The sequence below is a fragment of the Nostoc sp. C110 genome, from assembly GCF_043099725.1.
In the GTDB taxonomy this organism is placed as follows: Bacteria; Cyanobacteriota; Cyanobacteriia; order Cyanobacteriales; family Nostocaceae; genus Nostoc; species Nostoc muscorum_A.
The window spans coordinates 6,234,577-6,260,635 of record NZ_CP171148.1 but is presented as its reverse complement, the minus strand read 5'-3'; the positions used below and the strand labels follow the sequence as shown (position 1 = coordinate 6,260,635).

The window sequence follows — 26,059 nt, the reverse complement described above, 5'->3', positions numbered from 1 at the left end:
AAGTAAAAAGTAGAGAATACTTTTTACTTTTTATTCTGTTTGATGTAGGAGTAAAGAACTTCGCGTAGGCGTAGCCCGTCGTAGACATCGCTCCGAGGATTTACAATTAAACATGGACTATTACCACCACTTCCATTACTTACAATAACGACAGTAATACCAGCTTTTGGGCAAACTCCTAAACAACTGGTGCTAACCACCCGAAATTCACCCCATAATCCCTCAATTTTTAAACGAGATTTTAACCAATTCTCTAAGTCTTCGGAAGCCGTTGAGCCTGATTGCTCGTTTGTACATTGTGAACACACAAGCACCAAACCAGACTCCCATCGGGGAGAAACGCTGGGAATAGAAGTTTCTAAAGGGCGAGAATTTATTAAGGGCGATGTCTGCTCAGAAGTGGATGTAAATCTCTTGAAGATACGTTGGAGCAATCTCTTAATACGCCGGATCAGTTTTTTCATTGACTATCCTATTTATTTCTCTGAACAACTTAAAAAGACATCTCCCTGGTTTTGCTACGTAAAACCGCCCCTCTTCGAGACGAGAGGGATAGAGTTGAACTTGAATTAAAGGCTGAAAGAGGTTTGTTGAACAGGATAGTGTAATTTTCCCGTTTAGTCTGTTCTAATAGATCATCTAGTTCCAACAAGAATCAGCGTTTCTGAGCAATTTGCTGTAAATATGCAATTAGCTGTTCTCCGGCAGTGTCGATGTGTCGTTTTAACAACCTGACAGCAGCTTTTGTATCCTGCTTTTGACAAGCATCTAAGAGTTGATAGTGTTCTTTTTGCGATCGCTCTTGGTAATCCATCTGCGCTAATTGTACGCGAACATAGCGATCGCAATTAACGTGTAAAGTTTTAATCATCCCCAACAACCTGGGACGTTCAGCAGTGGCGTACAGCGTCGCATGGAATTCCCAGTTGAGTTTTGCCAACATACCTGCATCAGTTGCTTGGTCTGTCGCTTCTAGAATCACAGCAGCTTTTTCTATATCTGTTTCCTTGAACTTGGGTATTGCCAACTGCATCGCTTTCACTTCTAAGGCGCTGCGAATTTCACAAATTTCTTGCGCCTCTTGTGCTGTCAACACCGATACGATCGCACCACGATTTAGATGCAGTGTTACCAGTCCTTCTGCTTCTAGCTGCTTGAGTGCTTCACGCACGGGAATACGACTAACTCCAAACTGAGTGGCGATTTCATCCTGTCTCAGAGATTGTCCTTCTTGAAAAATGCCGCGCAGAATCGCTTCCCGCAAAGCATCGGCAATTAAATCTGGGGTACTGCGTTGTTGCAGCACATTGGCTGCTAAGTCATTTAAGTTCATATTGGATATTGTATACAAAATAGAAAAGATTGTATACAATATCCAAAGTAAGTTTTTTAAACATCCCTTCAATACCACGGGAGACAATTATGAGCATCGCATCTCAACCAGACCGAGTTATCATCTTCGACACCACGCTACGGGATGGCGAACAGTCACCGGGCGCAACCCTCAATGTAGAAGAAAAGCTGGCGATCGCTCATCAACTAGCTCTCCTTGGTGTCGATGTGATTGAAGCAGGTTTTGCCGTTGCTAGTCCGGGAGATTTTCAAGCTGTCAAAACCATTGCTGAACAAGTTGGAATACCTGGTGGGCCAATCATTTGCAGTTTAGCTAGAGCGATTCGCCAGGATATTCACGCTGCCGCCGAAGCCTTGAAGGGCGCAGATCGTCCCAGAATCCACACGATGATTTCTACCTCTGATATTCACCTGAAATATCAATTGAAAAAGTCTCGTAGCGAAGTATTAGCGATCGCATCAGAAATGATTGCCTATGCTAAGTTGTTTGTAGACGATGTAGAATTTTCACCAATGGATGCTAGCCGCACTGAGCCAGAGTTTCTTTATGAAGTTTTGGAGATGGCGATCGCAGCAGGTGCAACTACAATCAATATTCCTGATACCGTTGGTTACTGTACACCCAAGGAAATCGGAAATCTGATTCAGGGAATTCGGGAAAATGTTCCTAATATCAATGGGGTGATTCTTTCCATTCACACTCAAAATGATTTGGGTTTGGCGACAGCTAACGCTTTGGCAGCAATTGAATATGGTGTGCGTCAGGTGGAATGTACTATTAATGGCATTGGGGAACGAGCAGGTAATGCAGCCTTAGAAGAGATTGTAATGGCGTTGCAGGTTCGCAAACCATTTTTCAACCCTTACTTTGGTCGTCCGGTTGATGCCGATACACCCCTGACTAATATTAAGACTCAGGAGATTTATAAAACCTCATCTTTGGTTTCCCAATTAACTGGGATGCTGATTCAGCCTAATAAGGCGATCGTGGGAGCAAACGCTTTCGCCCATGAGTCTGGTATTCACCAAGATGGGATTATCAAGCACCGCGAAACTTATGAAATTATGGAAGCTGCTGCGATCGGTTTGCCAGAAAATCGCATTGTTTTGGGCAAGCACTCTGGAAGGAATGCTTTCCGTACCAGGCTCAAGGAATTGGGTTTTGAATTAAACGAGGCGGATTTGAATAAAGCCTTCAATCGGTTCAAGGAAGTCGCTGATAAGAAAAAAGAAGTCTCAGATTGGGATTTAGAAGCGATCGTTCGAGATGAAACGCAGATGCAAGTAGAAAGTAGCTTCCAAATCGAACACGTTCAGGTAATTTGTGGTGACTGCACTTGTCCAACTGCAACCATTACAATTGTTACCCCCGATGGCAAAATCCTCACAGATGCGAGTGTCGGCACTGGCCCAGTGGATGCGGTGTATCAAGTAATTAATCGATTGGTACAGATTCCCAATCAACTAATTGAGTTTTCTGTCCAATCTGTGACTGAAGGAATTGATGCACTAGGAACTGTGACAGTTCGCTTGAAGCATCAAGAGCGGATATTCTCTGGTCAAGCATCTGATACTGATATCGTGGTAGCCGCAGCTTACGCTCATATCAACGCCCTAAATCGTCTTTATCGTTATTTGCAAACAGAGAGATCCCATTTCCATGAAATAAACTCTGCTGTTGTGTCTGGGTAGATTCAGATGCGTTGCTGAATACAAGCATGAATAGTTGATGTAGAGATGTAAAATTTTACGTCTCTACAAGGGTTTTGGTTGCATAAGATAAGTACATTTTTGTATAAAATTTTAGCGCATTGGTATTGCACAGGGATACATTAACATTGCATAGCGGCGCATTGGCGTTGCAAAGGGATGCATTAGCATTGCAAAGGGATACATCAACATTGCACAGCGACGCATTTATTGGAATTACCAAATTTAATGAAATGTTGTACTAAGGTGACTCAAACAAGCCATTTGCCTTAGCCTAATCGTGAGTATTTCCACATCAGTGATGGCTATATGGATGGATGGGGGCAATAGTTCAAATCTTTCCCTCTCTGGCTGGGAGAAGGGTACTTTTGCGTAGTAAGACTAATTCTCCCTTGACGAAAAAACTTGACATCAAAAAAGCTTAGTAGTATATTTGTACTATTAAAGCACTTAATTGTTGCATAAAACTTTAACACTCCCGATTGCGCCAACAGGAGAGCAAAATTAATGAGGCTATCTAAGGTAGACTTGAGCAGTTTAGTAGCGATCGCTCACTCTGATGGATATTTGCAGTTGTTGCTAGATCGAGGTGACGAACTAGAGTTTTTGGAAATTCCAGCACCGATACAAGCTTATGAAGGATTGCAAGAATTGAACGAGGCAATCGCCCAAACGCCTGCATTACCCTTTGAAGAAGAACCAATAGCTATGCTACCAGTTAGCTCATCAATGGCGATCGCTGTAGGATACGATCGCGACGAACAAATTTTGCAAGTTGAGTTTCAAAGTGGATCTGTTTACCAGTACTTAGGCGTAGACGAGGATACCTGGGAAGATTTACACGCCTCTGATTCAGTTGGCAGCTTTTTCAATCAAGAGATTAAAGGCAGATATGACTGCGATCGTCTAGATAATGCAGATTATACTATTGACTAATAACTGCGTGTAGGGTTTTCAATTGGTACGCGATCGAGTGTAAAAAATTCTTGTTGTCACCCAAAGCATAAACAAGAGCAACAAGATCATACACCAGTGGTATTTTCTTCAGAGACAATAGAGAAAGCCCACATAATCAAACGCAGTTATGACGACTACACTTGTTTCTGCTGTTAAACCAAAAGCCGAAGATAGTTTTGCCATTAGCTTTGCACCATTGTCTCTTGAAGAAATCTATGCCAAGTCTGACGATCCAGCCAACGGTGCTGTGGTTCTGATGAGTGGCGTAGTTCGCAATCAAACTGATGGTAAACCTGTAATTGCTCTAGAGTATCAAGCTTATGAACCTATGGCATTGCGGATATTTTATCAAATTGCTGCTGATATTCGCTTATCTACGTCTGATGTAAATCGGGTAGTGATTCATCATCGCACCGGACGTTTGCAAGTTGGAGAAATTAGCGTTTTAGTAGCAGTAGGTTGTCCTCATCGGAGTGAGGCATTTGAAGCTTGTCAGTATGCTATTGATACCCTGAAACACAATGCACCTATATGGAAGAAAGAACATTGGGAAGATGGTTCTAGTCGCTGGGTAAGTATCGGTGCTTGCGAACAGTTAGCAGAAAATTGTTCTTAGACTAATCCTATGTAAGGCTGTGCCTTATTCACGTAGGGGCAATTCATGAATTGCCCCTACGTGAATAGTTTTACTCAGTATTTATATTCGCAAAACAACAATTTTTGTTGCATTTGTTTACAAAAACTACATTTCTCTATTGAGGTTTGTAAATAATTTGTATTTCCCCAAGGAATATTCCTTTAGACTGATCTTTAACTGAAAAATGTGGGAATAAACACAAATGCATTCGTTAAATATATTTTGTCACGAATTTGTAGTTGCTGTTTCCTTTGTAGCTTGCATTGTTGGACTGGTGTTACTGTGGGACAGTAAGCAACAAAAAAGTGACGTGGAAGAAACAGAAGTAATTCTGTTTAGAATGAGCTTTACTTATTGGCTAGTTTACTGTGTAGCTTTTGGCATAGAGAAAATGATTTTACCCGAATGGGGATCTGTAGTTATGACTTTGAAAATAACTACCGCTCTGTCATATTTCTTAACTTTTTCGTGTATTGTTAGTCTGCCACTACACAAATTTGCAGTCCACCGCGTTGAAGAATAGACATTGGGCGTGGGGAACGATCAAGATTTCATTGCGATCGCTAATGCCGTTTCCAGTTCTGACTGCTCCAAAGGAGTTAAAATAAACACTTCTTGTACCGTCTTCCCCTGCCGTGCAATTACTTTATAGCCGCCGCGAATCGGTACTGAGATACGCAGTTGCATTTTTGGACAATGACCTCTTGCCCGCCCAATCACTCCCGGCGTTACCGTTTGGATGCCATCCTGCTGACAAAGACGTTCTAAAATTGGGATCAGACCAGAAAGGTGTGTTGAATGATTCCAAACCAGTCTGGCAGCTTTTTGTGAAGCCGCCCGGAGCGGATCTGCGGTGGGTTTGCCCATAATAATTAAGCTGCTTCTAGAGGTGCCATTGTCAAACCTGCTCGGCGCAGCTGCTGGTGATAAAGTTCCGCAGGTTCTTGAGGGCCGACCCAAACGATCGCTTGACCTTCATAGTGTACCTGATTAGTCAGATCCCACGCGCGATCGCCACTCATTCCCGGAATATATTTCATCAAACATTCAGCCACATGCTGGAATGTATTAAAATCATCATTTAATACAATCACTTTGTAATTTGGATAAGTCTTACGGGTAACTTGACTAGACCGTTCAGGAGTTATAGTTGGTGCTGTGGTCATCCCGTAAACATCTGCTGAAAGGTTCGTAACCATATAACAATTGGTCAATAAGATTTTACAAAACTACAAGTAACTAGTTTAGTACATTGTCATTTGTCCTTTGTTTTAACAAATGACCAATGACAAATGACCAATGACTATCTACCGCCAATTATCCCAGTTTTCGTTAAAAATGGATGTATCAGGGAAAGCGGTGGGGTTGCCATTTTGTTGCAAAAGCCGTTTGAGTGCTTCGAGTTGTGGCTCTTGTTTGGGTAAGTTATCGACTAGTTGGTAGGGTGCGATCGCATTTTTGATGGCAAAACTAGCAACAGTTCCCGCAGCTGCGCCAGACGACCATTCAAAGGAATGAACTCGATAGGCAGCAGCAGCAATATGACTAGTAGCAATGCTTTTCCCTCCTACTAGTAAATTATCAATTTTCTGGGGAATCATCGCTCTGAGAGCGATTTGGAAGGGATAAGCTTGGCCTGCACCACGCCTTTCACCTGGACGTTCTGTATTACCAGGGGCTTCTGGGGGACTATTTGCCATACAAGGATGGAAATCTATAGCATAGTGACCAATACCCACAGCATCGGGGAAGATGGTAGAACGAGTCCGTCGCATTGCTTTGTCTGGTGGGACTTTACCATCAATTACTGATATTGCTTCCAAACCTGCAACTGCTGCTCTTAGCCTCCGATACATATCTTCTGGCAGAGTCTTGGAGTAATACTGATCATTGTAATCTCGGCGAGAAATATCAATTTCCCAAATACCAAAGCCACCAGGTTGTCCCCAACTGGGGCGGCCAATGATGCGCCGTCCTTCGCGCATATAGGGATATTTTGATAAACCATGCACTGTTCCCATCGGGGAATTTAACCCAGAAACAAAGCGGTTATTGGTTTGCTGCTGCTTTACACCCTCCCCCAGTTGGGAATCTGTAGTTCCAGCTACTAACCAGTAATAGAATGAGAGAGCATTTTCCTCAGCTTTACGGAGGGTTTCTGTCCGCAATCCTCCCATCCAGCCCCCTGGGTTTAACTGCCCAGTACTTTGTAACTGTTGGCGACTGTAAATCAGGTTATCTTGGGCTGTTCCAGGGCGGTAGTCGTTACCCCAAGTCCAGTTTTGCATAGAAATATCCCCTGGTGTAGAAGCATCAAAACTTACACCTCCAAATTTTGCTGGTTTCCCTTTGTTTGGACTCCAAATGCGACGATAGGTGAAAACTAAATCAAAGTTAGCCAGTCGCGTTAATTCATAGCTAAAATATGGCGCATATTGTAAATAGAATGGGGGCATCGTCTGCGGTTGCGGTTCCTTAGTTGCCTCCATTGCAAAGGTGTAGGTAAATCCTTGAGGGCAATAAGGGTCGTTATTTGTGCTAGAAGAAGAGGGTTCTAGGTAAGAACGGGCATCAATGCCTAATCGATAGGGAACATCAGCAAGGGCAATAATTTCTCCAGTTTCGCTGGCATCGACGACGTACCACTTCGGAGCATCCCCTTTCGCTTCCTTGGGGAGAAAACGGAGAATAGTTTTAGTAAATCGAGAAGAGTTTTCGTAACTATAAGAATCTTCAATACTTTGAGATAAAGTAAAGGTATTGAGAGGTGGTGCGCCTTTTGGTGGTTGATGTTGGATAGCGATCGCACTATTAATTATTTTGCCATCAGCAGCAATTTCCAAATCCTTAATTACCGTGTTGGGAAACCATTGCAACTTCCCTTTACCCTGCTTTTCGGCATCTTTGAGCATATCGGTCAAAATGGCGTGAGCATCGCGGGGAAGAAAGCAGGAGTCACTTACCCAACAATCACCGGGGTTAAGTTTACCGTATTTGCGCCCAATGCGGTTTCGCAATTCTAGGTAGCCGCGAGAATAGAATTTGAGAGCCCGTTGGGTTGGGCGTTCGTCTAACGCAGATGTCCCTTGAGAAGAAATTTGTCCTCCCAGCCAGTCAGTAATTTCCGTCAGACAAACCGTTCGTCCTGCTAGCAAACCTTCGTAAGCTGTGGCGACACCAGATAGTCCACCACCCACAACTAAAATCTCGCAGTTCACACTTTTATCTGGGGTTCTTGGTAGTGTAGCGATCGCCTTTGACGTTGGTGCTGCGATCGCGGGATCAAATACAACTAAGCTAGATATGAAATTGAGACCGATCAGCGATATTAAGCTATAAGCTACTTTGTGTCTGTGCTTCATGGTTAAAAAACCGCTCCAAATCCTGTGTCACCTTGTAGAAGGTAGCATCCGAGAAATGATCATCACAAGTTTATAAGAGTAAATATATTTAAATACAATTTTTATACCTAAAAGACTCAGTATGTCAGCTAAATTTACCTGAATTTATTAAAGCTGAGTTCTAAGTACTTTTTTTCTCATCTATAAGAAATATTGATTCAGACTTCTATACCAAGAATGCATAAGTGATCTTTTATTAGTTGTTTGCCTAAATGCATTGGATATGGTGAATGAATATTACCCATAGACCACGCTGGTGAGATTTGTAAGTAGTGTGGCACTCGGCAAAGTGATTTTAGACTTTCTTCTGTTTTTTGAAAATCTGAACGAATGAAGAAGGGAAGCATTTCTAACATCTGCTGGTGCTTGAATGCAATATTTACACCGTATTCGTCATCTTGAGAATCGAGCATATAGAGTTCGCGTGCTGTTGAGGTATCTTGGGCTTTCTGTGTTTTCGGTAATCTTCCAATTGAGAAGTAATGGAGCAACTTAGGTACAGAAGTATCGTAAAAACCACTTAAGTGAATTAAATCTCGTGCTGGAGAATTCTCATTCCAAGCTTGGCGATTAGTAATGTATTGAGTTGTCTCGTCGCCAGTGCGGAAGCGAATTATTCCCAGCAGGTTCCTAAGTTGGTTATGGTCACGAGGATATACACAAGCATGACTGGGAACGTGTTGGAAGTCTAAGATATTCCGTTTTGCAAGGAGATATTCATTTTTTAGCTGGAACCAAGCTTGACCTCCGTTTTCTTCACCACGCTCGTTACGCCATACATCTGCTTCTATTAAGGCAATAGTAGGACAATCGCCCACTTGGGTTAGTACATCCGCCGCAAATTTTGCAAGTTCTATTCCCTTTAACTGAACTGTTTTGTAATTGCGATCGCACCGTACCCGTGAGAAAATCTGTCCCAGTTCAATCCCCGCCTGTGCATAAGGGATCCAATTGTTGCGATCGGGAAATAACACATCAACTGCACCATTTGCCCGCAGACGAACAGCTAAGGCATAGTGAATATTCTCTTGACCTTGAGTAGATTTTCGGCGACAAAGGGCAATTACATCTAGATTTTGAGCGATTTCCTTGGGTATTCCTGCCCGTTCATAGACTTCTGAGGGCAGTCCATAGAGTGCCCCAACCTGGCGTAGGGTTACATCCAGTACAGCATTTAGAATACGTCCTTCTGTCTTCTTACTGTAAGACGGCGATGTATCTGTGCTTTCATCTTCTTTGTCAGATGATTTTGGTTTAACTGTTTGCACCATTTGGGAACCGATTTTTTCTAACACACAAGCTTCACGAACAACTCTATAGATGCTTTGTTTAGGATGAACTCCCTTCTTTTTCGTTTGTCCAATTTCAACGATCGCAAAACAGTAAGGCTTAGTAGTAGAGTCAATTGAAGCAATAACCTTATGTTTCAAAAAGTCGCGCCATGCATCAAGTTTCATTTGATGCTGCTTGCGTATTTGTTTATCAAACTCTTGACCATCTTTAGGTACAAGTTCGGCTGTATCGAGGCGTTTCAAAAGATTTGGATCATCAATCCACACAGATGATACTTTGACATGCTCTGGAAAATCTTCTCCTTCATTGAGCAGGAAAGCATCACGCAATGTCTGGCAAGTTACATCATAGGTATCTCGTTCGCGCCACAGAATAAAAAGATGTGTGGGTTTTCCTTGCAATGCCCGCTTAATAGCATCAGCAATGATCGTTTGTCTTTCTTGACGACGGTTATTTACACGTTGCCTAATTTCTTTTTCAGTCAGCTTTTCTTTTTGTTGTTTTGTAAAACTTGGAGGTTGAGAAATATATTCGTAATCACGCATCGCCAAGGGTGTTTTTTGACCAGATGGAGCAGGAATATCAGATTGCATTGGATCATCAGGTATCAAAACACCGTTTAAAAGTTCTAATACTTGAGCAACGATATCACCACGTTCCTGTAAACTAAATCCTGGTTTAATACTATGTCCTCTTTTATGGTTTTCATGTTCATACTTGTATCCTTCAGCATGAACTAAATAATATTCATCTCTATTCATGTTAGGATGATTATCTAAATTGCCGTATCTAGAAGGGTTGCAAAAAATGTTATCGGTTGTTTCAAGGGGACGCGCTTTGAATGCAGCTAACAAATTTGGTAATTGAAATTTCCACAGATTACTATCTTCTCTTCCATTGTTCTCAATGGTAAGACGGATTAAAGTTGAATCTACTTCGTAACCAGATAAACGTTCCTCATTCATTCCCATCAGTACAGAGATGTCACGAGCATAATTAGTTTCGATTAATGGCTCATGAGCATATCGTTGGCAACTTAAATGCAAAAAAATCCACGGTTGAAGCTTGCCATTTTGGTTGAATCGCCCTGCTTGAGTCTGAACGCGAAAATCTAAGCGATAGACAAAATAACCTTCCCTTTCGTTGCCATAGTCATCTGTATACAGTGCCGGAAATGCTTGACTTACTAAGAATAGTCCAGTACGACCTGAGCCATCGCCTTGTACCTTGCGCCACTGAATTTCTTGCTCTCTCTGCCCGGAGCGAATAACACACTTTTTTCCATGTAGTAACGTTGCCAAAAAACTAGGAATTGCTTGGTATCCCAGTCCTTTTTCGGCATTGATGTTTTGAATGAGCGTTTTTGGAGTAATCGGTTGCCAATTCCAATTAGTAGGAACTATGGCCATGTTTTGAAGGAAGCGATCGCAAACACTATTCACCTGATCTGCTTTCCCCTTACCATCAAATTGCTTTGCCCACTCCTGCGCCCAAATAATCACTAACTCATGTATTTGCTCAGGTGTTGGAACTCGCAACGGATTTTCAACTGTTCCTACAGCTAAAGCTCGATAATCACTTGTATCAAAGTATTCAAAACCATGTGTCAATGTTGATGCACAGGCAAGCAATCCATTATTTAACTGTCGATATGGTATCCAGACCTTTTTTTTACGATTAGCTGAGAGCACTTCTTCCATACTGTTACGAAAGTCCGCAACAATTTTTGCAAATGGAAACTCAAGTACCGCAATTTCCAAATCTGTAAGAGCATCTTCTGCAAGATTCATTCTGGCAGGTAAGAGAATAGGAGGTTGCACGTCTTTTTTAGGCATTATGAATTCCTTTATACAAAAAATTTACCAATGTAGGTCTTTGATGCCTTCCAGTGCATCGGCTAAAGGCTTGTAAAGCGCATTTCCTACTGTGTTTTCCTCGCTGGCGTAGTCGCAGATTCGTAGAAGCATGGCAACCAGAAGACTTGTCTTTTCTGTATCAAGTTCAGAGAATTCTGGATCAGCTATCTTCGCAGCACTCTTGGGTGCCCAAGCCGCATCGATAAAATAACCACGAAATGGAACACCTCCACGCAAAAGACGACCAACGGCTTGAATAACTAATCCAGCCGTAGTTGCAGCAAGATCGAACCGTGGAAAAGCAAGTAATTCCTGATTATCGCGCAGGGTTTTATAGTAAGAACGTTGTTCAATCGATCGCCAGTAACGCGCCGCTAGTTGGCGCACCTTTTCAGCACGTTGTACAATTCCGTCTCCTTGTTGCCATGCGAGAAAGTCTGCTTTATCCGCCCAATCTAAAGCGCGACGGTTCATTTCTTGGGCGATCGCCTGTGTATCATGTGGGTGTGGATATGGACGAGTCAGAAAGTAAACAGCACCAAATGCGGCTTTACCGTTGGCATTCAAAATATTGAAACCACGCCCGATCGCATTCATCGGAGCAACAAGAATCTTTCCTTTAGTTTGCCCAAAAGTTTCAATATCTGCACGATTGAGCGCACCCTTATCAGGTGGTTTGACAAATTTCGCTAGCTCATCAAAGTTATCTTCCGTATATGTATCTACATTGTCACGAACTAGGTGATAAACAACGTCCTGCATACTTGACCAGCAATTGCGAATTTCGTTTGCTGCCCAACGAGCTTGATCGTAGGAGTTGACGAGTAGAAGAAGGCGATCGCGATCCCTCCAATGGTTACTTAAATCATTTTCGCCAAGATGTTTTAATTCCCTAAGTTCTTGTCCTAGATGACCTGTACCGTTAGTACCAACGAGCGATCGCGCTATTTCCTGAAATAAGCCCATTTTCTGCCGTTCGGGACTACCAGAAATGCGGAGGGGTTTTTTCTTTTGGTCAAATTGGGGAAGAAATTTGAAATTACTTTGAGCGATCGCATCTCTCGCCCCCTGTTCTGGCATTAAAACACCTTGGGGATTACCAACGTGAAAGCTGGTAGAATCCGGTAAGTAGGATGTTCCAGAAAGTGCCAGCACATTGGGGCCACGTTGACTGTTAAAATCTGTTAATAAACGATGGAAGTTTAAAATGTAGCAGCGTCCAATATTGGTGTAAGCAAACAACGTCAATGCATTATTGCTGCCATTTCTGGAGCTTTTATTGTCGTCATTTCCTCTGGAGTAATAAGTGCCGAACTGCCTTCCTGTGGGAGGCAATGGCAAAATATTCAACATTGCAGCAGGCATTCGACCATGCGGTGATTCGTCGTTGATTGATTGGGGTCGATTATGCCATTCATAGAAGACAATTCGAGTGTGCCGATCTAAAAGAGCGATCGTCAGCGCAAATTGGAGGCGAAAAGCCAACGTTTCAACAGTATCTACATCTGGTTCATCCCCATTCGGTGAACGTCGCCGTTGTTGGAAACTTTGATTGCGATTCTCCAATTCTGTTCGTAGTTGCGCTAAACACTGTTCTGTATTTGGGAAAAATTCGATAATCCAGGCTCTGCAATCTCTGTAGATATTCTCATCTGAAGCACTTTCTCCAGTACTATTGATTTCTTGCATAAGACGCGCCAGACGAAAAACTGGATCTCGGTTTGGGTTAAATGAAGGCTGCATCCGCAACGGATCATCCTCGTTGAGTAGTGCATCAAAATAACGCACAATAGGCTGTATAAGTTGAGTATTTGCTCTTGAAACTGCCTCAGATGTATCAGAAGGTTCAAATTCTTCCAATCCAGCAAGACGACGCGCAAATTTGAATAGAAGAGAGTTAGGTGTAAAGTAACCTCGTTTGATCCAATTTCGGAGAACTTGATGTCCAACCTGTTTATCGAGTAGGGTCAATGTTGCTGTAATAGCTTTTTGTGCATCACGTTCTGCGCCAGTCCATCGTTGTGTTGATGGGGGCATAACACGGTTAGTTTTTGAGAATTGTTCAGTTTTCACGCCAATATCATCAAAAACGCCGCTATTACCACCGTCAGTCAGAACCACCTCCTCAGCATAAGTGTCATCAAACCACTTGTTAATTGTTTCTATTTCATCGAAGACCACAAAATCTGATTGTTCGTTGACGAGTTCACCGACTTTGATCGGGCGCAAGTCTAAATGACGCGGTAATCCTGCCATTGCCATCGCGCCAGGAGTTGTAATCCAAACACGAGCATTTGGCATATCACGATAAACCTGTTGGGATGGGCATTTATCAAAGAATGGACACAAATAGGATGAACCGAGGTTTTTACGTCGCTTGCTGCGATCGCTTTTAGGTATTTCTTTGAGAGAATGACAGGGTTCAGTTCCCGGTTTGAGTGCTTTGTTATCTAAGAATTGTCTAACAAAATCCTTATTAATCTGACCTTGGAGAGGACAAGCTGTGCCTAGCCAACGCTCACCCCAGTGAGGTTGTCCGCGTTGTCGATGTTCTTGATAATCTTTTGAGGCAGAGAAACTCTGAAGGTGTGCATCGCGTTTACTGCGCCCCAAGATTGGCACTGCGACTGGATCATCATTCTCTGGATCGTTACAAAACCACCAGTTAATCTGATTTGCTAATTTAATCGCTGATTGCACATCACTAACGACTAACGTGATGCGGCGATCGCAATCATGCCGCACAATATTAACACTGAACAACTGCGAAACTGTGGTTTTTCCAGAAGCAACCATACCTGCAATGTTTGTGAAGCCATCTAACTCAAGAATTTGCTCCTCTTGCGGAAACAGTGTTCCGTTTTCCTGAACTTTGTGAAAGTTAATTTTGCTCAAGCGCTCAACCCAGTGTCCTCTTGCAGTTTGATCCCAGCCATATTGACGCGCTAAGGCTTCCTCTCGCCGATCAATCCATGCTGCATCTAGCTCTAAATCTGAAATACGAAGCGAAAAGGAAGTACGAGAACGAGTTGTAGCAAACCAAGGTAACTGCTGTATTTGTGCATTTCGTACCTGCTGCTGCGTAAATCTTACTGGTACTATAACCGTCTCTTCTCCTGTCTTTGCCTCAAATTGATAAGTGGTTCTGGCTTCTACCCGTTTAACTTTGCGAAGCCGAAAATCTAAATTGCTATTTAAACAACGTTCGTACAAATCTTGATGAACTTGATGCCGGAGATTTTTGGCAGCATTAATAATATAGCTATCCCAGTTTTGCGGAGTGAATTCGTGATAGTTACGCCAATCTAGAGGAATTCTTAGATAAGAACGCAATGCTCCTAACCAAGCGAAACGGGCAGAAAAGGGAACTATTTGGCGAGTATTAGCGATCGCTCGACGTTCCATCTCAGTCAAACTCTGTAAACGTGGATGTCTCAAAGGCATTCCACTCAAGATTGCCCAAGGTGCGGTGACTGGCTCATCATCAAGTTCCAAATACTCCATGAGAGCAAAGCCAAGCTCTACCTGAAGCAACAATTCAGCTTGAGTACGATCCAAACCTGCTTCCTTCAACTGTTCGAGGCGGTCTTTAAACTCGGTCGGTACTTCAAATAAGCTCATCTGGCTCATGGACTATTTTCCTTCCCGCAACTGCTCAATTTTATGGATAACTCTTTCCTCAAATACAGCATCACTCAGAAGATGGGTACTGCTAGGCAGCTTTGTCGCCTGTTCACGAAGAATTTCCAGGTAGTCCTCTCGTTGTTGTAGGCGTTGGATGGGAATAACATAAAAGCTCTCGTCATAACGCAGATCGCCCTCACCGAATAGAGGTGTCAGCTTTGGTGCTAAATTGTAGGGGCTTCGGTAATCTTTAATATCCACAGCCCAGGTTGATTGGTCACAAAAGCGTAGTTGTAAGTCATAGCGATCAATGCCTGGATAAAGATGGATGGCACAAAACTGATCTGAGTATTTGCTTTGAAGTTCTTCCAACGCTTTAAATAAGCGCATCTCAGGTATACCCGGTAAACAAATACGCAAATGGATACCAAACTTCAGACGACGCAGCCCTTGTTTCCAGGTGATTTGTCGAATAAACGGCAAATTTTGACGATGATCGTTGCAAGCACTGGGCTTGATACCACGTAACTTTCCATACTTTTTAAACAAAGGGCCGCAGCGATCGCAATTCCAACAAGGCTCATTTTCTTCACACTCATCGTAGAGTTCGCCAACTTCTTGAATATCAATATGTCGAGTTTTGGAAAATATTTTGCGAAGCTGTGCCGGAGTTGTGTATGGATTCTCAATCAAAAATAGACGCAGCAAAACATACTCCTGCTGAACACGCTCAGGATCGCTATCGTTGTTGTAAAGTTCTTGTAACCGTTCCAAAATTCTCTGAAACTGGAAATTCTCTATGGCAATTTGTTTGGTTAAAGTGGTGGCAAACTCTGACAACTTGGTTTTTTCAAGTAGTTCCTCATATAAATATCGACTTGCTTCTTCACTCAACCCCCATTCATAAAGCAGACCAAAATCTGAGTCAAACTCTTTTGGCAGTAAGCGCCCTGGATACCAAGTTTTTACAGGTTTTTCGAGTAATGCTAAAAGACCAGTTAAAGTCCGTGGGTATGTTACAGCAGTTAACTCTAGAGCTAGTTTATTAAGAGCATGACGGAGCAGTTCAGGATATGGATACCTGCCATCTCGACGGACAAACTCTGCTAAACCAAGGATGAGATTATCAAATTCATTACTTCCCATTGAAGGTAATCCTTCATATAGAGGATTTTTTGAACAACACGAGCTTTTTCAAGCGTGATACATTTGTTTCATAAACCGTACAATATTATTTATTTTGTGTCAACTAAGAGACAATTTATTCTTTTGTGATACATGAGCAAAGAAATGGGAAGTTATCTAGATATAGAACGGTTAGCAAGCCTAGTCCGCAAAAAACGCGGCAGCAGAGGACTACGGGAAACATCGGCGGAGATTGGTAATGTTAGTCCATCCACTCTTTCACGAGTAGAGAGTGGGAAAATGCCGGATATGGAAACTTTTCTGGCACTTTGTAACTGGCTAGAAGTGCCACCTGCGGAGTTGTTTAGAAGCTCAGAGGACGATCAGCTGGATACGCCTGAAGCGATCGCTATTCAACTACGCGCTGACAAAAATCTTGATCCAGCGATCGCCAATGCTTTAGCATCTCTAGTTAAAGCAGCGTATCGTGATTTGTCTCAAAATAATGGCGAATTGAAGCAAGATCCCTAAATATATGCCATTAATTCAAAGTCTATCGCCGGAATTTAGGCAACGCTGTGAAGCGATCGCAACTGAACAACGAAGCTTACTTCGAGTGCGATCGTTTGAACCTTTGCCCGCAGACATTCTAGCAGCAAAGTTAAGAGCAAGACTTTTTACACCCGATCAGGTTCCAAATTTAGAGTCAGAGCAAGTAGCAGTATTACTTGCTAGCGATGGTTGGTCAGCAGGAATTATACGCTATAACCCACTATGGATTGTATACAACCCGCGTCATGCACCTGCACGGTATGAATCAAATCTGATGCATGAAATAGCTCATGTGTTGTTCAATCATAAGCCTGTTGGCTTTGATTCGTTGACTGGACTACCAAAACGTAAACAAAACAACGAAGATGAAGCAACTTATCTAGGGGGATGCCTGCAAATTCCCAAACGTGGTTTATTATGGGCGACACAACGAAACATGCTGTTACCTCAAATTGCAGCACATTTTGGCGCTAGTGAAGCGATGGTGAAGTTTCGCAGCAATGTAACTGAAGTCTCTGTCAAATGCTAATGTATTACAATATTTGCTCTGCCAAGAAACAGAATTCATTAATGAATAACTAGTAATCTTTAGCTGAAACTTTAGTGATTTCGTCTCTTTATCTGAAATTAAAAACTGCTCTTGCTAAAAGTAGACAAGAGCAGTTTTTAATTGCAAAGCCCAAAACAAGAATTTAGGCATCTTCAAGTTCAAATTGAGCTACCGTAACAGCATTAAAAGCGAATGCCAAAACTAATGGCATCGGCGACTGAAACCAAAAGGTAAAAAGAACAGCTATGATTGTGCCAATCACTGCGGACATAGACCACAATCTTTCTTCAAAGGTCAATCCCTTCTCAGCTTTAATGCCTCTAAGAACATTAACTGGGATTGGTTCTGGCATTACCCCACCCGGAGGGAAAGCCCAGAAGTTGTTACGTCGCTCAACAAATAAATCTGTCCAGCCATTTTCTTGGCACCATGCCTCAATCCATTGAAGTGAGTAATGATTCATCATCGGGTTTGGGAGTTCGGTTTGTGGAAGTTGTGTACTCGGTGAATGTAAACTCTTGGAGATTCCTGAAGAACTAACTAATCGCTATAAAATTAACGCTAATTATCCAATTTTTAAGCTTTGTTAAGCACTGGGAACGCTTATAATTGCGCTCAAACCTTGCTTTCACTAATTAAAAGATTAGCAGTTGATGGCGGTTGTTTAATTTAAAAGACAATAAACTTTACTTGGAAAGTTGTAAGTCAAGAATTGTAAATAAGTTGGTGAGTATTACTGCTTAATAAAATCCTTTATATCCTGAAATTCAAATCTAGAAATTAATAATTGTGAACAAATCAACAAGTGTTAGGCATCGTCTGTTGTAGATATTTTTTATCTAGCAAAAATATTCCTTGAGAGTTAGAGATTTCAAATTTTATCATCATTAAGAGTGATATTATGCTCCCCCTTCGATGTTTTGTTAAAGCTTGCTTGATGTGACAAGTAATTTATACTCAATCATTGCGATCGCTATTTAGTAATTATTATCCTGCTTTAGTGCGAACGCTCATAGATTGCCTTTCTCTACCCAAAGTCGGAGGCATAATTTTGCTCAAGGTGAGAAGCTTATGCCCTTTTTGCGTTACAAAATATTAAGGAAGGGAAATACACATCCCCCAAATCCAGTAGCAAGGCTGCGAGTCTCAATTAGAATTAGCCAGTCTTGCTAATATTCAAATGCGGTAAGCTTAAATGCAGCGATTAGACACCAAATTGACTCTCGATATGTTTTGGCGGCAAGGGTTGGCGTTCCTTCTTGGAATTATTATCTGGTGCGTGGCTGACCCCGCGCTGGCAGTAGACTGGACTCATCCACTGTCATTTAGCAATGCAGAGTTGTCAAGACGTGATTTTTCTGGTGACAGTTTGCAAGCTGCGGAGTTTTCTAATGCCAACATGGAACTGGCTAACTTTTCAAACGCTGATTTACGGGGAGCAGTCATGAGTGCTTCGGTGATGACAAAAGCAAATCTCCACGGAGCAGACTTAACTAATGCAATGGTCGATCAGGTAAACTTGACTAAGGCCGATTTGAGTGATGCAATTTTCAAAGAAGCTCTTTTGCTCCGTGCCATCTTTAATGATGTGAATATAGACGGTGCAGATTTTACAGATGCAATTTTGGATAGAGCGCAAATTAAAGAACTGTGTACAAAAGCCAGTGGTGTGAATTCCAAAACAGGTGTGCAAACTCGTGAATCTCTAGGATGTCAATGAAACGTGTTGGTGTAATTGGTGGTGGGCAACTTGCCTGGATGATGGCGGATGCAGCACAGAAGCTAGGAGTAGAATTAGTAGTACAAACTCCAAGCGTTCACGACCCGGCCGTGTCAATCGCTCAGGAAACTCTCTTCGCGCCAGTTGATGACGCAAGTGCTACGCAAATATTAGCTCAAAAATGCGATGTCATCACCTTTGAAAATGAATTTGTTAACCTGCAAGCTTTATCTGTTTTAGCAGAGCAAGGTGTTTGTTTCCGTCCCAGCTTAAAAGCTTTAGCTCCACTTTTAGATAAATATCATCAGCGTTGCTACTTACGCGATTTGGGTTTACCAGTTCCTCAATTTTTCGCTCTTGATGAGGTAGAACATCTCCAATCAAAAATAGAATATCTAGGTTTTCCAGCAGTCCTCAAAGCCCGCCGCCACGGTTATGATGGTCAGGGTACTTTCATAATTCAGGATTTTGATACTTTAGAGCAAAAGCTAAGTTATGAAACTATAACAAAACCTTTAAATGAATCATTTTTCTTGTTAGAAGAATTTGTCCCTTTTGAAAGAGAACTAGCAATAATTGCAGCGCGTTCTGTGGAGGGAGAAATTGTAACTTACCCAGTAGTGGAAACCCAACAAGAACAACAAGTGTGTCGGCGGGTAATTGCGCCTGCTGATATTACACCCAATCAAGTAGCAGAAATTCAAGCGATCGCACATACTCTATTAAATAGCCTAGAAGTAGTGGGAATTTTTGGAATTGAGCTATTTCTCAAGGCTGATGGTAAAGTGCTGGTAAATGAAATTGCGCCTCGTACCCACAATTCTGGGCATTTTTCTATTGACGCTTGTGAAACTTCTCAATTTGAACAGCACCTCAGAGCAGTTTGTGGTTTACCTTTAGGGAATCCAGGTTTGCAGTGCGCTGGTGCTGTGATGGTAAACCTGCTGGGGTATGAAAATTCTCACAGCGACTACCAAAGCCAGCGTCAACAATTAGCCGAGATTCCCCAGGCGCATGTTCACTGGTATGGGAAGACAGAATCACGTCCTGGGCGGAAGTTAGGGCATGTTACCGTTTTACTGGATAATCAGAATAGAGAATCCGCAAGTGCGATCGCCCACACCATAGAATCTATCTGGTATCCCAGGTAAATTGAGCAGAAACTTTCGATGTTGAACACACAAAATCTTTTGAAAAGCTATAATGAGTGAGTTGCACTACGACGTTGGTGACTGCCATCAAGTTTTTTGATCTATGCCTTTAATGACAAGGGAGTCAACTGTTCTCGTGGCAGTATACCGGGCATGTACCCGGAAACTTTAAACGAGGAATTTAGGTTCCCACCTGGATAAACCCAGGTCATAAACTTAGGTAAAACGGCGTCGCGGTGAACTTAAAATTATTAGCTTCCAAAATCAGTTAGAATTTGGGAGCTTTAATTATTTAAATCATTATTATTTGTAGTAAAAACCAGAAATCTTAAACTAACGTGATGTCATGTTTAGTTGATTACTAAACTTGAATAATCCCACTCCGCTTGTAGAGACGTAGAACTGCTATGTCTCTAAATTCATTTTTGGAGATGTATTTTTAACATCTGCTGCCAGGTTGTTCAATACAATGGGTGATCGATTCCTTTCCCATCATAAAATTAATTCCTTCTATCATCTCAAAATGAGTGAACTGACAGTAAATATAGCCATGTTTTTGGGAAAACTAAATAGTGAAGTCTCAAGAATTAAGCCGTATGGTCAGCATTCCCGGATATCACGTTAGCAAAGAACTCTACAATGGTTCTCGAACCTTGGTTTATCGCGCTAATCGAGAAACTGACCAAAAATCTGTGGTGATTAAGCTGATGAAAACTGTTTATCCCAGTTTCATTGAATTGATCCAGTTTCGGAACCAGTTCACCATCGCCAAAAACTTAAATCTACCTGGAATCATTCAAACATACAGCCTGGAACCCTATCAGAATGGCTATGCGTTAGTGATGGAAGACTTTGGGGGAATTTCTCTCAAAGATTATTTGACCTCTGTAGAGACACGATATACTGCGTCTCTACAAGAGTTTTTACAAGTAGCGATCGCACTGTGCAATACATTAGATATTCTAATTCGTAATCGGATCATTCACAAAGATATTAAACCCGCCAATATTTTAATTAATCCAGACACTAAAGAAGTTAAGTTAATTGACTTTAGTATTGCATCTCTGTTGCCACGAGAAACTCAAACCCTGATGAGTCCTAATGTGTTAGAAGGGACACTTGGCTATTTGTCTCCAGAGCAAACTGGACGGATGAATCGGGGAATTGATTACCGGACTGATTTTTATTCTCTCGGTGTAACATTTTACGAGTTACTAACAGGGGAATTACCATTTAAATCGCACGAGCCGATGGAATTGGTACATTGTCATATTGCAAAACTTCCGCTTTTAGTACATGAGATTAATCCCCAAATTGCGCCTGTACTTTCATCTATTGTAAATAAACTGATGGCGAAAAATGCCGAAGACCGTTATCAGAGCGCATTTGGGCTGAAATATGATTTAGAAAATTGTTTGCATCAGCTAAAAGAAACGGGGAAAATTGTAAGTTTTCCAATTGCTCAACGGGATGTGTGCGATCGCTTTATTATCCCAGAAAAACTCTATGGTCGTGAGCATGAAGTTGAAACTCTGCTCAAAGCCTTTGACCGTGTTACCAACAATCAGACAGAATTAATGCTGGTGGCTGGTTTTTCTGGTATTGGTAAAACTGCTTTAGTTAACGAGGTTCACAAACCTATTGTCCGGCAACGGGGCTACTTTATCAAAGGCAAATTTGACCAATTTAATCGGAATATTCCCTTCTCCGCTTTTGTGCAGGCGTTTCGAGACTTAATGGGGCAATTGCTCAGTGAAAGTGATACTCAATTGTCAACTTGGAAAAGTAAAATATTACAAGTTCTGGGCGATCAAGGACAAGTCATTCTTGAGGTAATTCCCGAACTCGAACAAATTATTGATCAACAACTACCTGCAACCGAACTTTCACCAAGTGCAGCACAAAATCGCTTTAATTTACTCTTCCAAAAGTTCATTCAGGTATTCACTACAAAAGAACATCCATTAGTAATTTTCCTCGATGATTTGCAGTGGGGCGATTCTGCATCACTCAAATTGATACAGTTGTTGATGAGTAAATCAGGAAGTGGATCTTTACTTTTAATTGGAGCTTATCGAGATAATGAAGTATCTACCGCGCATCCGTTAATGTTGACTTTAGCAGATATTCGCAAAGTCAATGCCACGATTCATACTATTGCTTTAGCTCCGTTAAATAAAGCTAGTTTAAATCAATTGATGGTTGATACCTTTAGTTGTTCAGGTGAAATTGCCCAACCCCTAACGCAACTCGTCTATCAAAAAACTCAAGGGAATCCATTTTTTGCAACGCAATTTCTCAAAGCATTATATGAAGATGGACTGATTACTTTTAATTTTGCTCAAGGTTACTGGCAATGTGATATTGCTGCTGTGAAGGCACTTGCTCTGACCGATGATGTGGTAGAGTTCGTAGCGCTACAGTTGCAGAAGTTGCCAGCAGCAACGCAAAATGTGTTGAAATTAGCTGCGTGTATTGGCAACCAGTTTGATTTGCTAACCTTAGCAATTGTTTCTGAACAATCGGAAACCGAAACGGCAGCATCTTTATGGAAAGCTTTGCAAGAAGGGTTAGTTTTACCTACTAGCGAAGTTTATAAATTCTTTCAAGATAGTGAGCATGATTGTAACTCAAATCCTTTAAATTACAATTTACAAGTCCCTATCTACAAATTTTTACACGATCGCGTGCAGCAAGCGGCTTATTCGCTAATTCCAGATGAAGATAAACAATTTACCCATCTTAAAATTGGTCAATTACTGTTGCAAAATACCTCTGAGTCTCAGCAAGAGGAGCGAATTTTTGAGATTGTCAGTCAGTTGAATTGTGGAATGGCACTAATCACCCAGCCAAGTGAACGTCAACAATTAGCTCAGTTAAATTTGAATGCTGGTCGAAAAGCGAAAGAAGCTACTGCTTATGGTGCAGCAATTCATTATCTCAAGTCGGGAATGCAATTGCTGACAATTAATAGTTGGGAAATCGCTTATGAACTGACTCGAAGTTTATACGAAGAAGCTGCCGAAGCTACCTTTCTCAACAATGAATTTGAGCAGATGGAATCTCTTATCCAGGTTGTCATGGAAGAAACAACCACCTTACTGGATAGGGTGAAAGTTTATGAAGTTCAACTCCAAGCCGATCAGGTGCGGAATCAATCATTCAAAGCGATCGCAATTGGGCGTGAACTTCTCGCTCAACTTGGGGTAACATTACCTGAATCAGTAACACCTCCAGACATTCAGCAATCTGTAGTCAACACGCTCTCCACCTTGGCTGGTAGAAGTATTGAGGGCTTAGTTGATTTGCCATTGATGAATGATCCCAAAGCTTTGGTTGCTTTGCGAATTATGGCTAGCATCGCTCCCGCCATCCATCAGGCTGCGGCTTATCTGTTCCCAATTATTGCCTGCGAAGAGGTGAATTTATCTCTTAAATACGGCAATGCACCACTTTCTGCACCAGGGTATGCAGATTTTGGAATTGTCCTTAATATTTGTAACCAAATGGAGTCAGGCTCAGAATTTGGCCAGCTAGCTTTAATGCTTGTAGATAGATTTCAAGCAAAATCTGTTCAAAGCATGACTATATTTAAGGTGGGTGCATTGAATCAATTTAATAAACAACATGTTCGCACCTCAATTAGTTTATTACAGGAATCCCATCGTTTTGGATTAGAGACAGGCGACTTTTTTCATGTGCTTGCATCCATGATTTTCAAGTTATTCTATGTCTATTTAAGTGGCACAGAAGTTTTGGAAATTCTCTTAGCAGATATCAAAGCTTACAAGTCTAATTTTGCCCAAAATCAGCGCTTATTAAATTGGTCTAATATAATCTGTCACAGTATTAACAATTTAACCGAATCTAGCGATAATTCAGAGCGTTTCATTGGTGAAGATTGTCAAGAAGAACAACTTTTATCTACGCTGATCGAAGAGAACGACGAATTAACACTCCACATCTTTTACCTAAGTAAGTTAACACTCAATTATCTTTTTGAGAATTTTCCGGCGGCAGTTGAGAATGCAAATCAGGGAGAGCAATACCTTAACGGTGGCGCAGGAATGCTATCTGTGCCTGTTTTCTACTACTACGATTCTTTGTCTCGGCTGGCTGTCTATTCAACGGTTGAACCATCTCAACAAGAACAATTACTCTTAAAGGTTGGCGAAAACCAGGAAAAATTGCAGTTTAGAGCCAAATTTGCACCGATGAATTTCCAGCACAAATTTGAATTGGTGGAAGCAGAACGCTATCGGGTTCTGGGCGACAAGTTGGCAGCAATAGAATTATATGATCGCGCCATTTTTCTGGCGAAAGAAAACGAATATATCCCAGAAGAAGCTTTGAGCAATGAGCTAGCTGCCAAGTTCTACCTCGATTGGGGCAAAGAAAAAATCGCCCAAGTTTATATGCAAGAAGCTTATTACTGTTATGCTCGTTGGGGCGCTAAAGCCAAAACTGAGGATTTAGAAAAACGCTATCCTCAACTTCTGGCTCCCATCTTACAAGGGCAGCATCATCGCTTACAACTGAGTTCAACCATTGATGGATCGTCATTCCCACATCAAACTATCCACACAAACCTTTCTAGCAGCAGTATTTCTGAAGCCCTCGATTTTGCCACTATCTTTAAAGCCTCACAAGCTCTATCTAGTGAAATTCAATTAGAGCAATTACTTACTACCCTTTTGCAAGTGGTGATGGAAAATGCCGGCGCACAAAAAGCTGCTCTGCTTGTACTCCAACAGGGTGATTTAGTGGTTGAAGCTATAGCCACCATCAACGAAGGAGTGACTCTGGTATCTGTACCATTGTCAATCAGCGAAGGCATTCCCATTACACTGGTAAACTATGTCAAACGCCGCTTAAAAACTGTTGTGCTAGATGATGCAACAGCACAAACTGATTTTATCGCCGATTCATATTTCATGCAGCAACAACCTAAGAGTGTGTTGTGTACGCCGATGTTAAATCAGGGTAAACTCATCGGGCTGCTATATCTAGAAAATCCGCTGACGATTGGCGCATTTACAAGCGATCGCACCGAAGTTATCCAACTGCTATGCACCCAAGCCGCCATCTCTCTAGAAAATGCCCGTCTTTATCAAGAATCTCAAAATTATGCCCATCAACTAGAGCGATCGCTACAAGAACTAGAGCATACCCAATTACAAATGGTGCAAAATGAAAAAATGGCAACCTTGGGTAATTTAGTTGCTGGGGTGGCACATGAAATTAATAATCCCATTGGATTTTTGAAAGGCAGCCTTAACAATGCCGAAGAGTATATTCAAGACTTACTCGCCCATATCCAATGCTACCAACAACATCATCCCACTTCTGCGATCGCAGTCATTGAGCATGGCGAAGAAATTGACCTAGAATTCTTGACTCAAGACTTACCAAAGCTCGTAAGCTCAATGAAGGTGGCAAGCGAACGGATTAAAGACATTAGCATTAGTCTTCGCACTTTCTCCAGAGCCGATACAACCGAAAAAGTTGCTTGTAATCTCCATGAAGGGATTGAGAGTACGCTGTTAATTTTGAAGTATCGCCTCAAAGCTAACGAAAAGCGTCCAGCAATTGAAGTGATCACCGAATACGGTAAATTACCACTAGTAAAGTGCTTTTTAGGACAATTAAATCAAGTATTTATGAACATCCTTGCGAATGCAATTGATGCCTTAGATACTTCCAGTGAGGGGCTTTCTTTTGCCCAAGCGCAAGCCAATCATCACCAAATACTGATTAACACCGAAGTATCCAGTGACCACAAGGTTGCAATTCGCATCAAAGATAACGGTCAGGGGATGCCAGAGGAGATTAGAGCAAGGATCTTTGACCACCTGTTTACAACCAAAGAGGTTGGAAAAGGAACGGGATTAGGATTAGCGATCGCTCGTCAAATTGTCGAGGAAACCCATAATGGGCGGTTGAGGTGCAATTCTGTGCTTGGTGAAGGAACAGAATTTGTCATTGAAATTCCGGTGTTTTAACTACAGTGTTTTACAAATACATGAGGTACACCCGGAGCTACGGTGTACACACAAGTCGGAAATAGTAGTCTGTCAAGGAATAATTGACGAGTACATTCTTTGTCTTGACGGCGATTTATCGCGTCTCT

Annotated in this window: 18 protein-coding genes and 1 other RNA gene; 10 read left to right on the top strand and 9 right to left on the bottom strand. The window is 41.8% G+C overall.

Features of this window, described 5'->3' with window-relative positions:
* Positions 1-23 precede the first annotated feature (23 nt).
* A complete protein-coding gene (locus tag ACFFRD_RS31870; protein WP_392479799.1) occupies positions 24-464 on the bottom strand; it encodes a (2Fe-2S) ferredoxin domain-containing protein in 441 nt (146 codons plus the stop codon).
* Between the two features lie 191 nt (positions 465-655).
* Positions 656-1,333, bottom strand: a complete 678-nt coding sequence (locus ACFFRD_RS31865) for a GntR family transcriptional regulator (RefSeq protein ID WP_392479797.1) — start codon at positions 1,331-1,333, stop codon at positions 656-658.
* Positions 1,334-1,422: 89 nt separating this feature from the next.
* On the opposite strand from ACFFRD_RS31865, the gene ACFFRD_RS31860 reads away from it, so the two are divergent.
* From ACFFRD_RS31860 to ACFFRD_RS31845, 4 genes are all read left to right on the top strand, one after another.
* Entirely contained in the window at positions 1,423-3,045 is a 1,623-nt protein-coding gene (locus ACFFRD_RS31860; RefSeq protein WP_392479795.1) for a 2-isopropylmalate synthase, read from the top strand.
* A 525-nt stretch (positions 3,046-3,570) separates the two neighbouring features.
* The gene (locus ACFFRD_RS31855) at positions 3,571-3,999 is read left to right on the top strand and encodes a KTSC domain-containing protein (RefSeq protein WP_392479793.1); all 429 of its coding nucleotides are present in this window, start codon (positions 3,571-3,573) and stop codon (positions 3,997-3,999) included.
* Positions 4,000-4,147: 148 nt separating this feature from the next.
* Positions 4,148-4,636: a molybdenum cofactor biosynthesis protein MoaE gene (locus ACFFRD_RS31850; RefSeq protein ID WP_392479790.1), complete on the top strand. Its 489-nt coding sequence runs from the start codon at positions 4,148-4,150 to the stop codon at positions 4,634-4,636.
* A 223-nt stretch (positions 4,637-4,859) separates the two neighbouring features.
* Positions 4,860-5,180, top strand: a complete 321-nt coding sequence (locus ACFFRD_RS31845) for a hypothetical protein (RefSeq protein WP_114081842.1) — start codon at positions 4,860-4,862, stop codon at positions 5,178-5,180.
* A 20-nt stretch (positions 5,181-5,200) separates the two neighbouring features.
* On the opposite strand, the gene ACFFRD_RS31840 is transcribed toward ACFFRD_RS31845, so the two are convergent.
* From ACFFRD_RS31840 to ACFFRD_RS31815, 6 genes are all read right to left on the bottom strand, one after another.
* Positions 5,201-5,524: a DUF2103 domain-containing protein gene (locus tag ACFFRD_RS31840; RefSeq protein WP_392479787.1), complete on the bottom strand. Its 324-nt coding sequence runs from the start codon at positions 5,522-5,524 to the stop codon at positions 5,201-5,203.
* A gap of 5 nt (positions 5,525-5,529) precedes the next feature.
* Positions 5,530-5,856 carry an ATP-dependent Clp protease adapter ClpS gene (clpS, locus tag ACFFRD_RS31835; protein WP_114081844.1) on the bottom strand — a complete coding sequence of 109 codons (327 nt, stop codon included), beginning with the start codon at positions 5,854-5,856 and terminating at the stop codon, positions 5,530-5,532.
* Positions 5,857-5,964: 108 nt separating this feature from the next.
* Positions 5,965-8,019, bottom strand: a complete 2,055-nt coding sequence (locus tag ACFFRD_RS31830) for an FAD-dependent oxidoreductase (RefSeq protein WP_392479785.1) — start codon at positions 8,017-8,019, stop codon at positions 5,965-5,967.
* 197 nt (positions 8,020-8,216) lie between these two features.
* Positions 8,217-11,186 (bottom strand): pPIWI_RE module domain-containing protein, encoded by a 2,970-nt coding sequence (locus ACFFRD_RS31825; RefSeq protein ID WP_392479783.1) that lies wholly within the window; start codon positions 11,184-11,186, stop codon positions 8,217-8,219.
* Positions 11,187-11,210: 24 nt separating this feature from the next.
* Positions 11,211-14,837, bottom strand: coding sequence for a hypothetical protein (locus ACFFRD_RS31820; RefSeq protein WP_392479781.1), 3,627 nt, complete (start codon positions 14,835-14,837; stop codon positions 11,211-11,213).
* A gap of 3 nt (positions 14,838-14,840) precedes the next feature.
* The gene (locus ACFFRD_RS31815; RefSeq protein WP_392479779.1) at positions 14,841-15,977 is read right to left on the bottom strand and encodes a hypothetical protein; all 1,137 of its coding nucleotides are present in this window, start codon (positions 15,975-15,977) and stop codon (positions 14,841-14,843) included.
* A 132-nt stretch (positions 15,978-16,109) separates the two neighbouring features.
* Between ACFFRD_RS31815 and ACFFRD_RS31810 the strand changes: the two genes are divergently transcribed.
* Positions 16,110-16,487: a helix-turn-helix domain-containing protein gene (locus tag ACFFRD_RS31810; protein ID WP_392479778.1), complete on the top strand. Its 378-nt coding sequence runs from the start codon at positions 16,110-16,112 to the stop codon at positions 16,485-16,487.
* Positions 16,488-16,491: 4 nt separating this feature from the next.
* Positions 16,492-17,037, top strand: coding sequence for an ImmA/IrrE family metallo-endopeptidase (locus ACFFRD_RS31805; protein WP_392479777.1), 546 nt, complete (start codon positions 16,492-16,494; stop codon positions 17,035-17,037).
* 163 nt (positions 17,038-17,200) lie between these two features.
* On the opposite strand, the gene ACFFRD_RS31800 is transcribed toward ACFFRD_RS31805, so the two are convergent.
* Positions 17,201-17,524 carry a hypothetical protein gene (locus ACFFRD_RS31800; protein ID WP_012410419.1) on the bottom strand — a complete coding sequence of 108 codons (324 nt, stop codon included), beginning with the start codon at positions 17,522-17,524 and terminating at the stop codon, positions 17,201-17,203.
* Positions 17,525-18,286: 762 nt separating this feature from the next.
* Here ACFFRD_RS31800 and ACFFRD_RS31795 point away from each other — a divergent pair.
* The 4 genes from ACFFRD_RS31795 (at position 18,287) to ACFFRD_RS31780 (ending at position 25,931) form a co-directional block, all read left to right on the top strand.
* Complete coding sequence (locus ACFFRD_RS31795; protein ID WP_179075602.1) at positions 18,287-18,778, top strand: pentapeptide repeat-containing protein; 492 nt, start codon at positions 18,287-18,289, stop codon at positions 18,776-18,778.
* Positions 18,775-19,929, top strand: coding sequence for a 5-(carboxyamino)imidazole ribonucleotide synthase (locus ACFFRD_RS31790; RefSeq protein WP_392483217.1), 1,155 nt, complete (start codon positions 18,775-18,777; stop codon positions 19,927-19,929). The genes ACFFRD_RS31795 and ACFFRD_RS31790 overlap by 4 nt, the downstream gene beginning before the upstream one ends.
* A gap of 60 nt (positions 19,930-19,989) precedes the next feature.
* A non-coding RNA gene (gene ssrS / locus ACFFRD_RS31785) (6S RNA) lies at positions 19,990-20,173 on the top strand.
* A gap of 352 nt (positions 20,174-20,525) precedes the next feature.
* Positions 20,526-25,931, top strand: a complete 5,406-nt coding sequence (locus tag ACFFRD_RS31780; RefSeq protein WP_392483216.1) for an AAA family ATPase — start codon at positions 20,526-20,528, stop codon at positions 25,929-25,931.
* Positions 25,932-26,059: the final 128 nt, after the last annotated feature.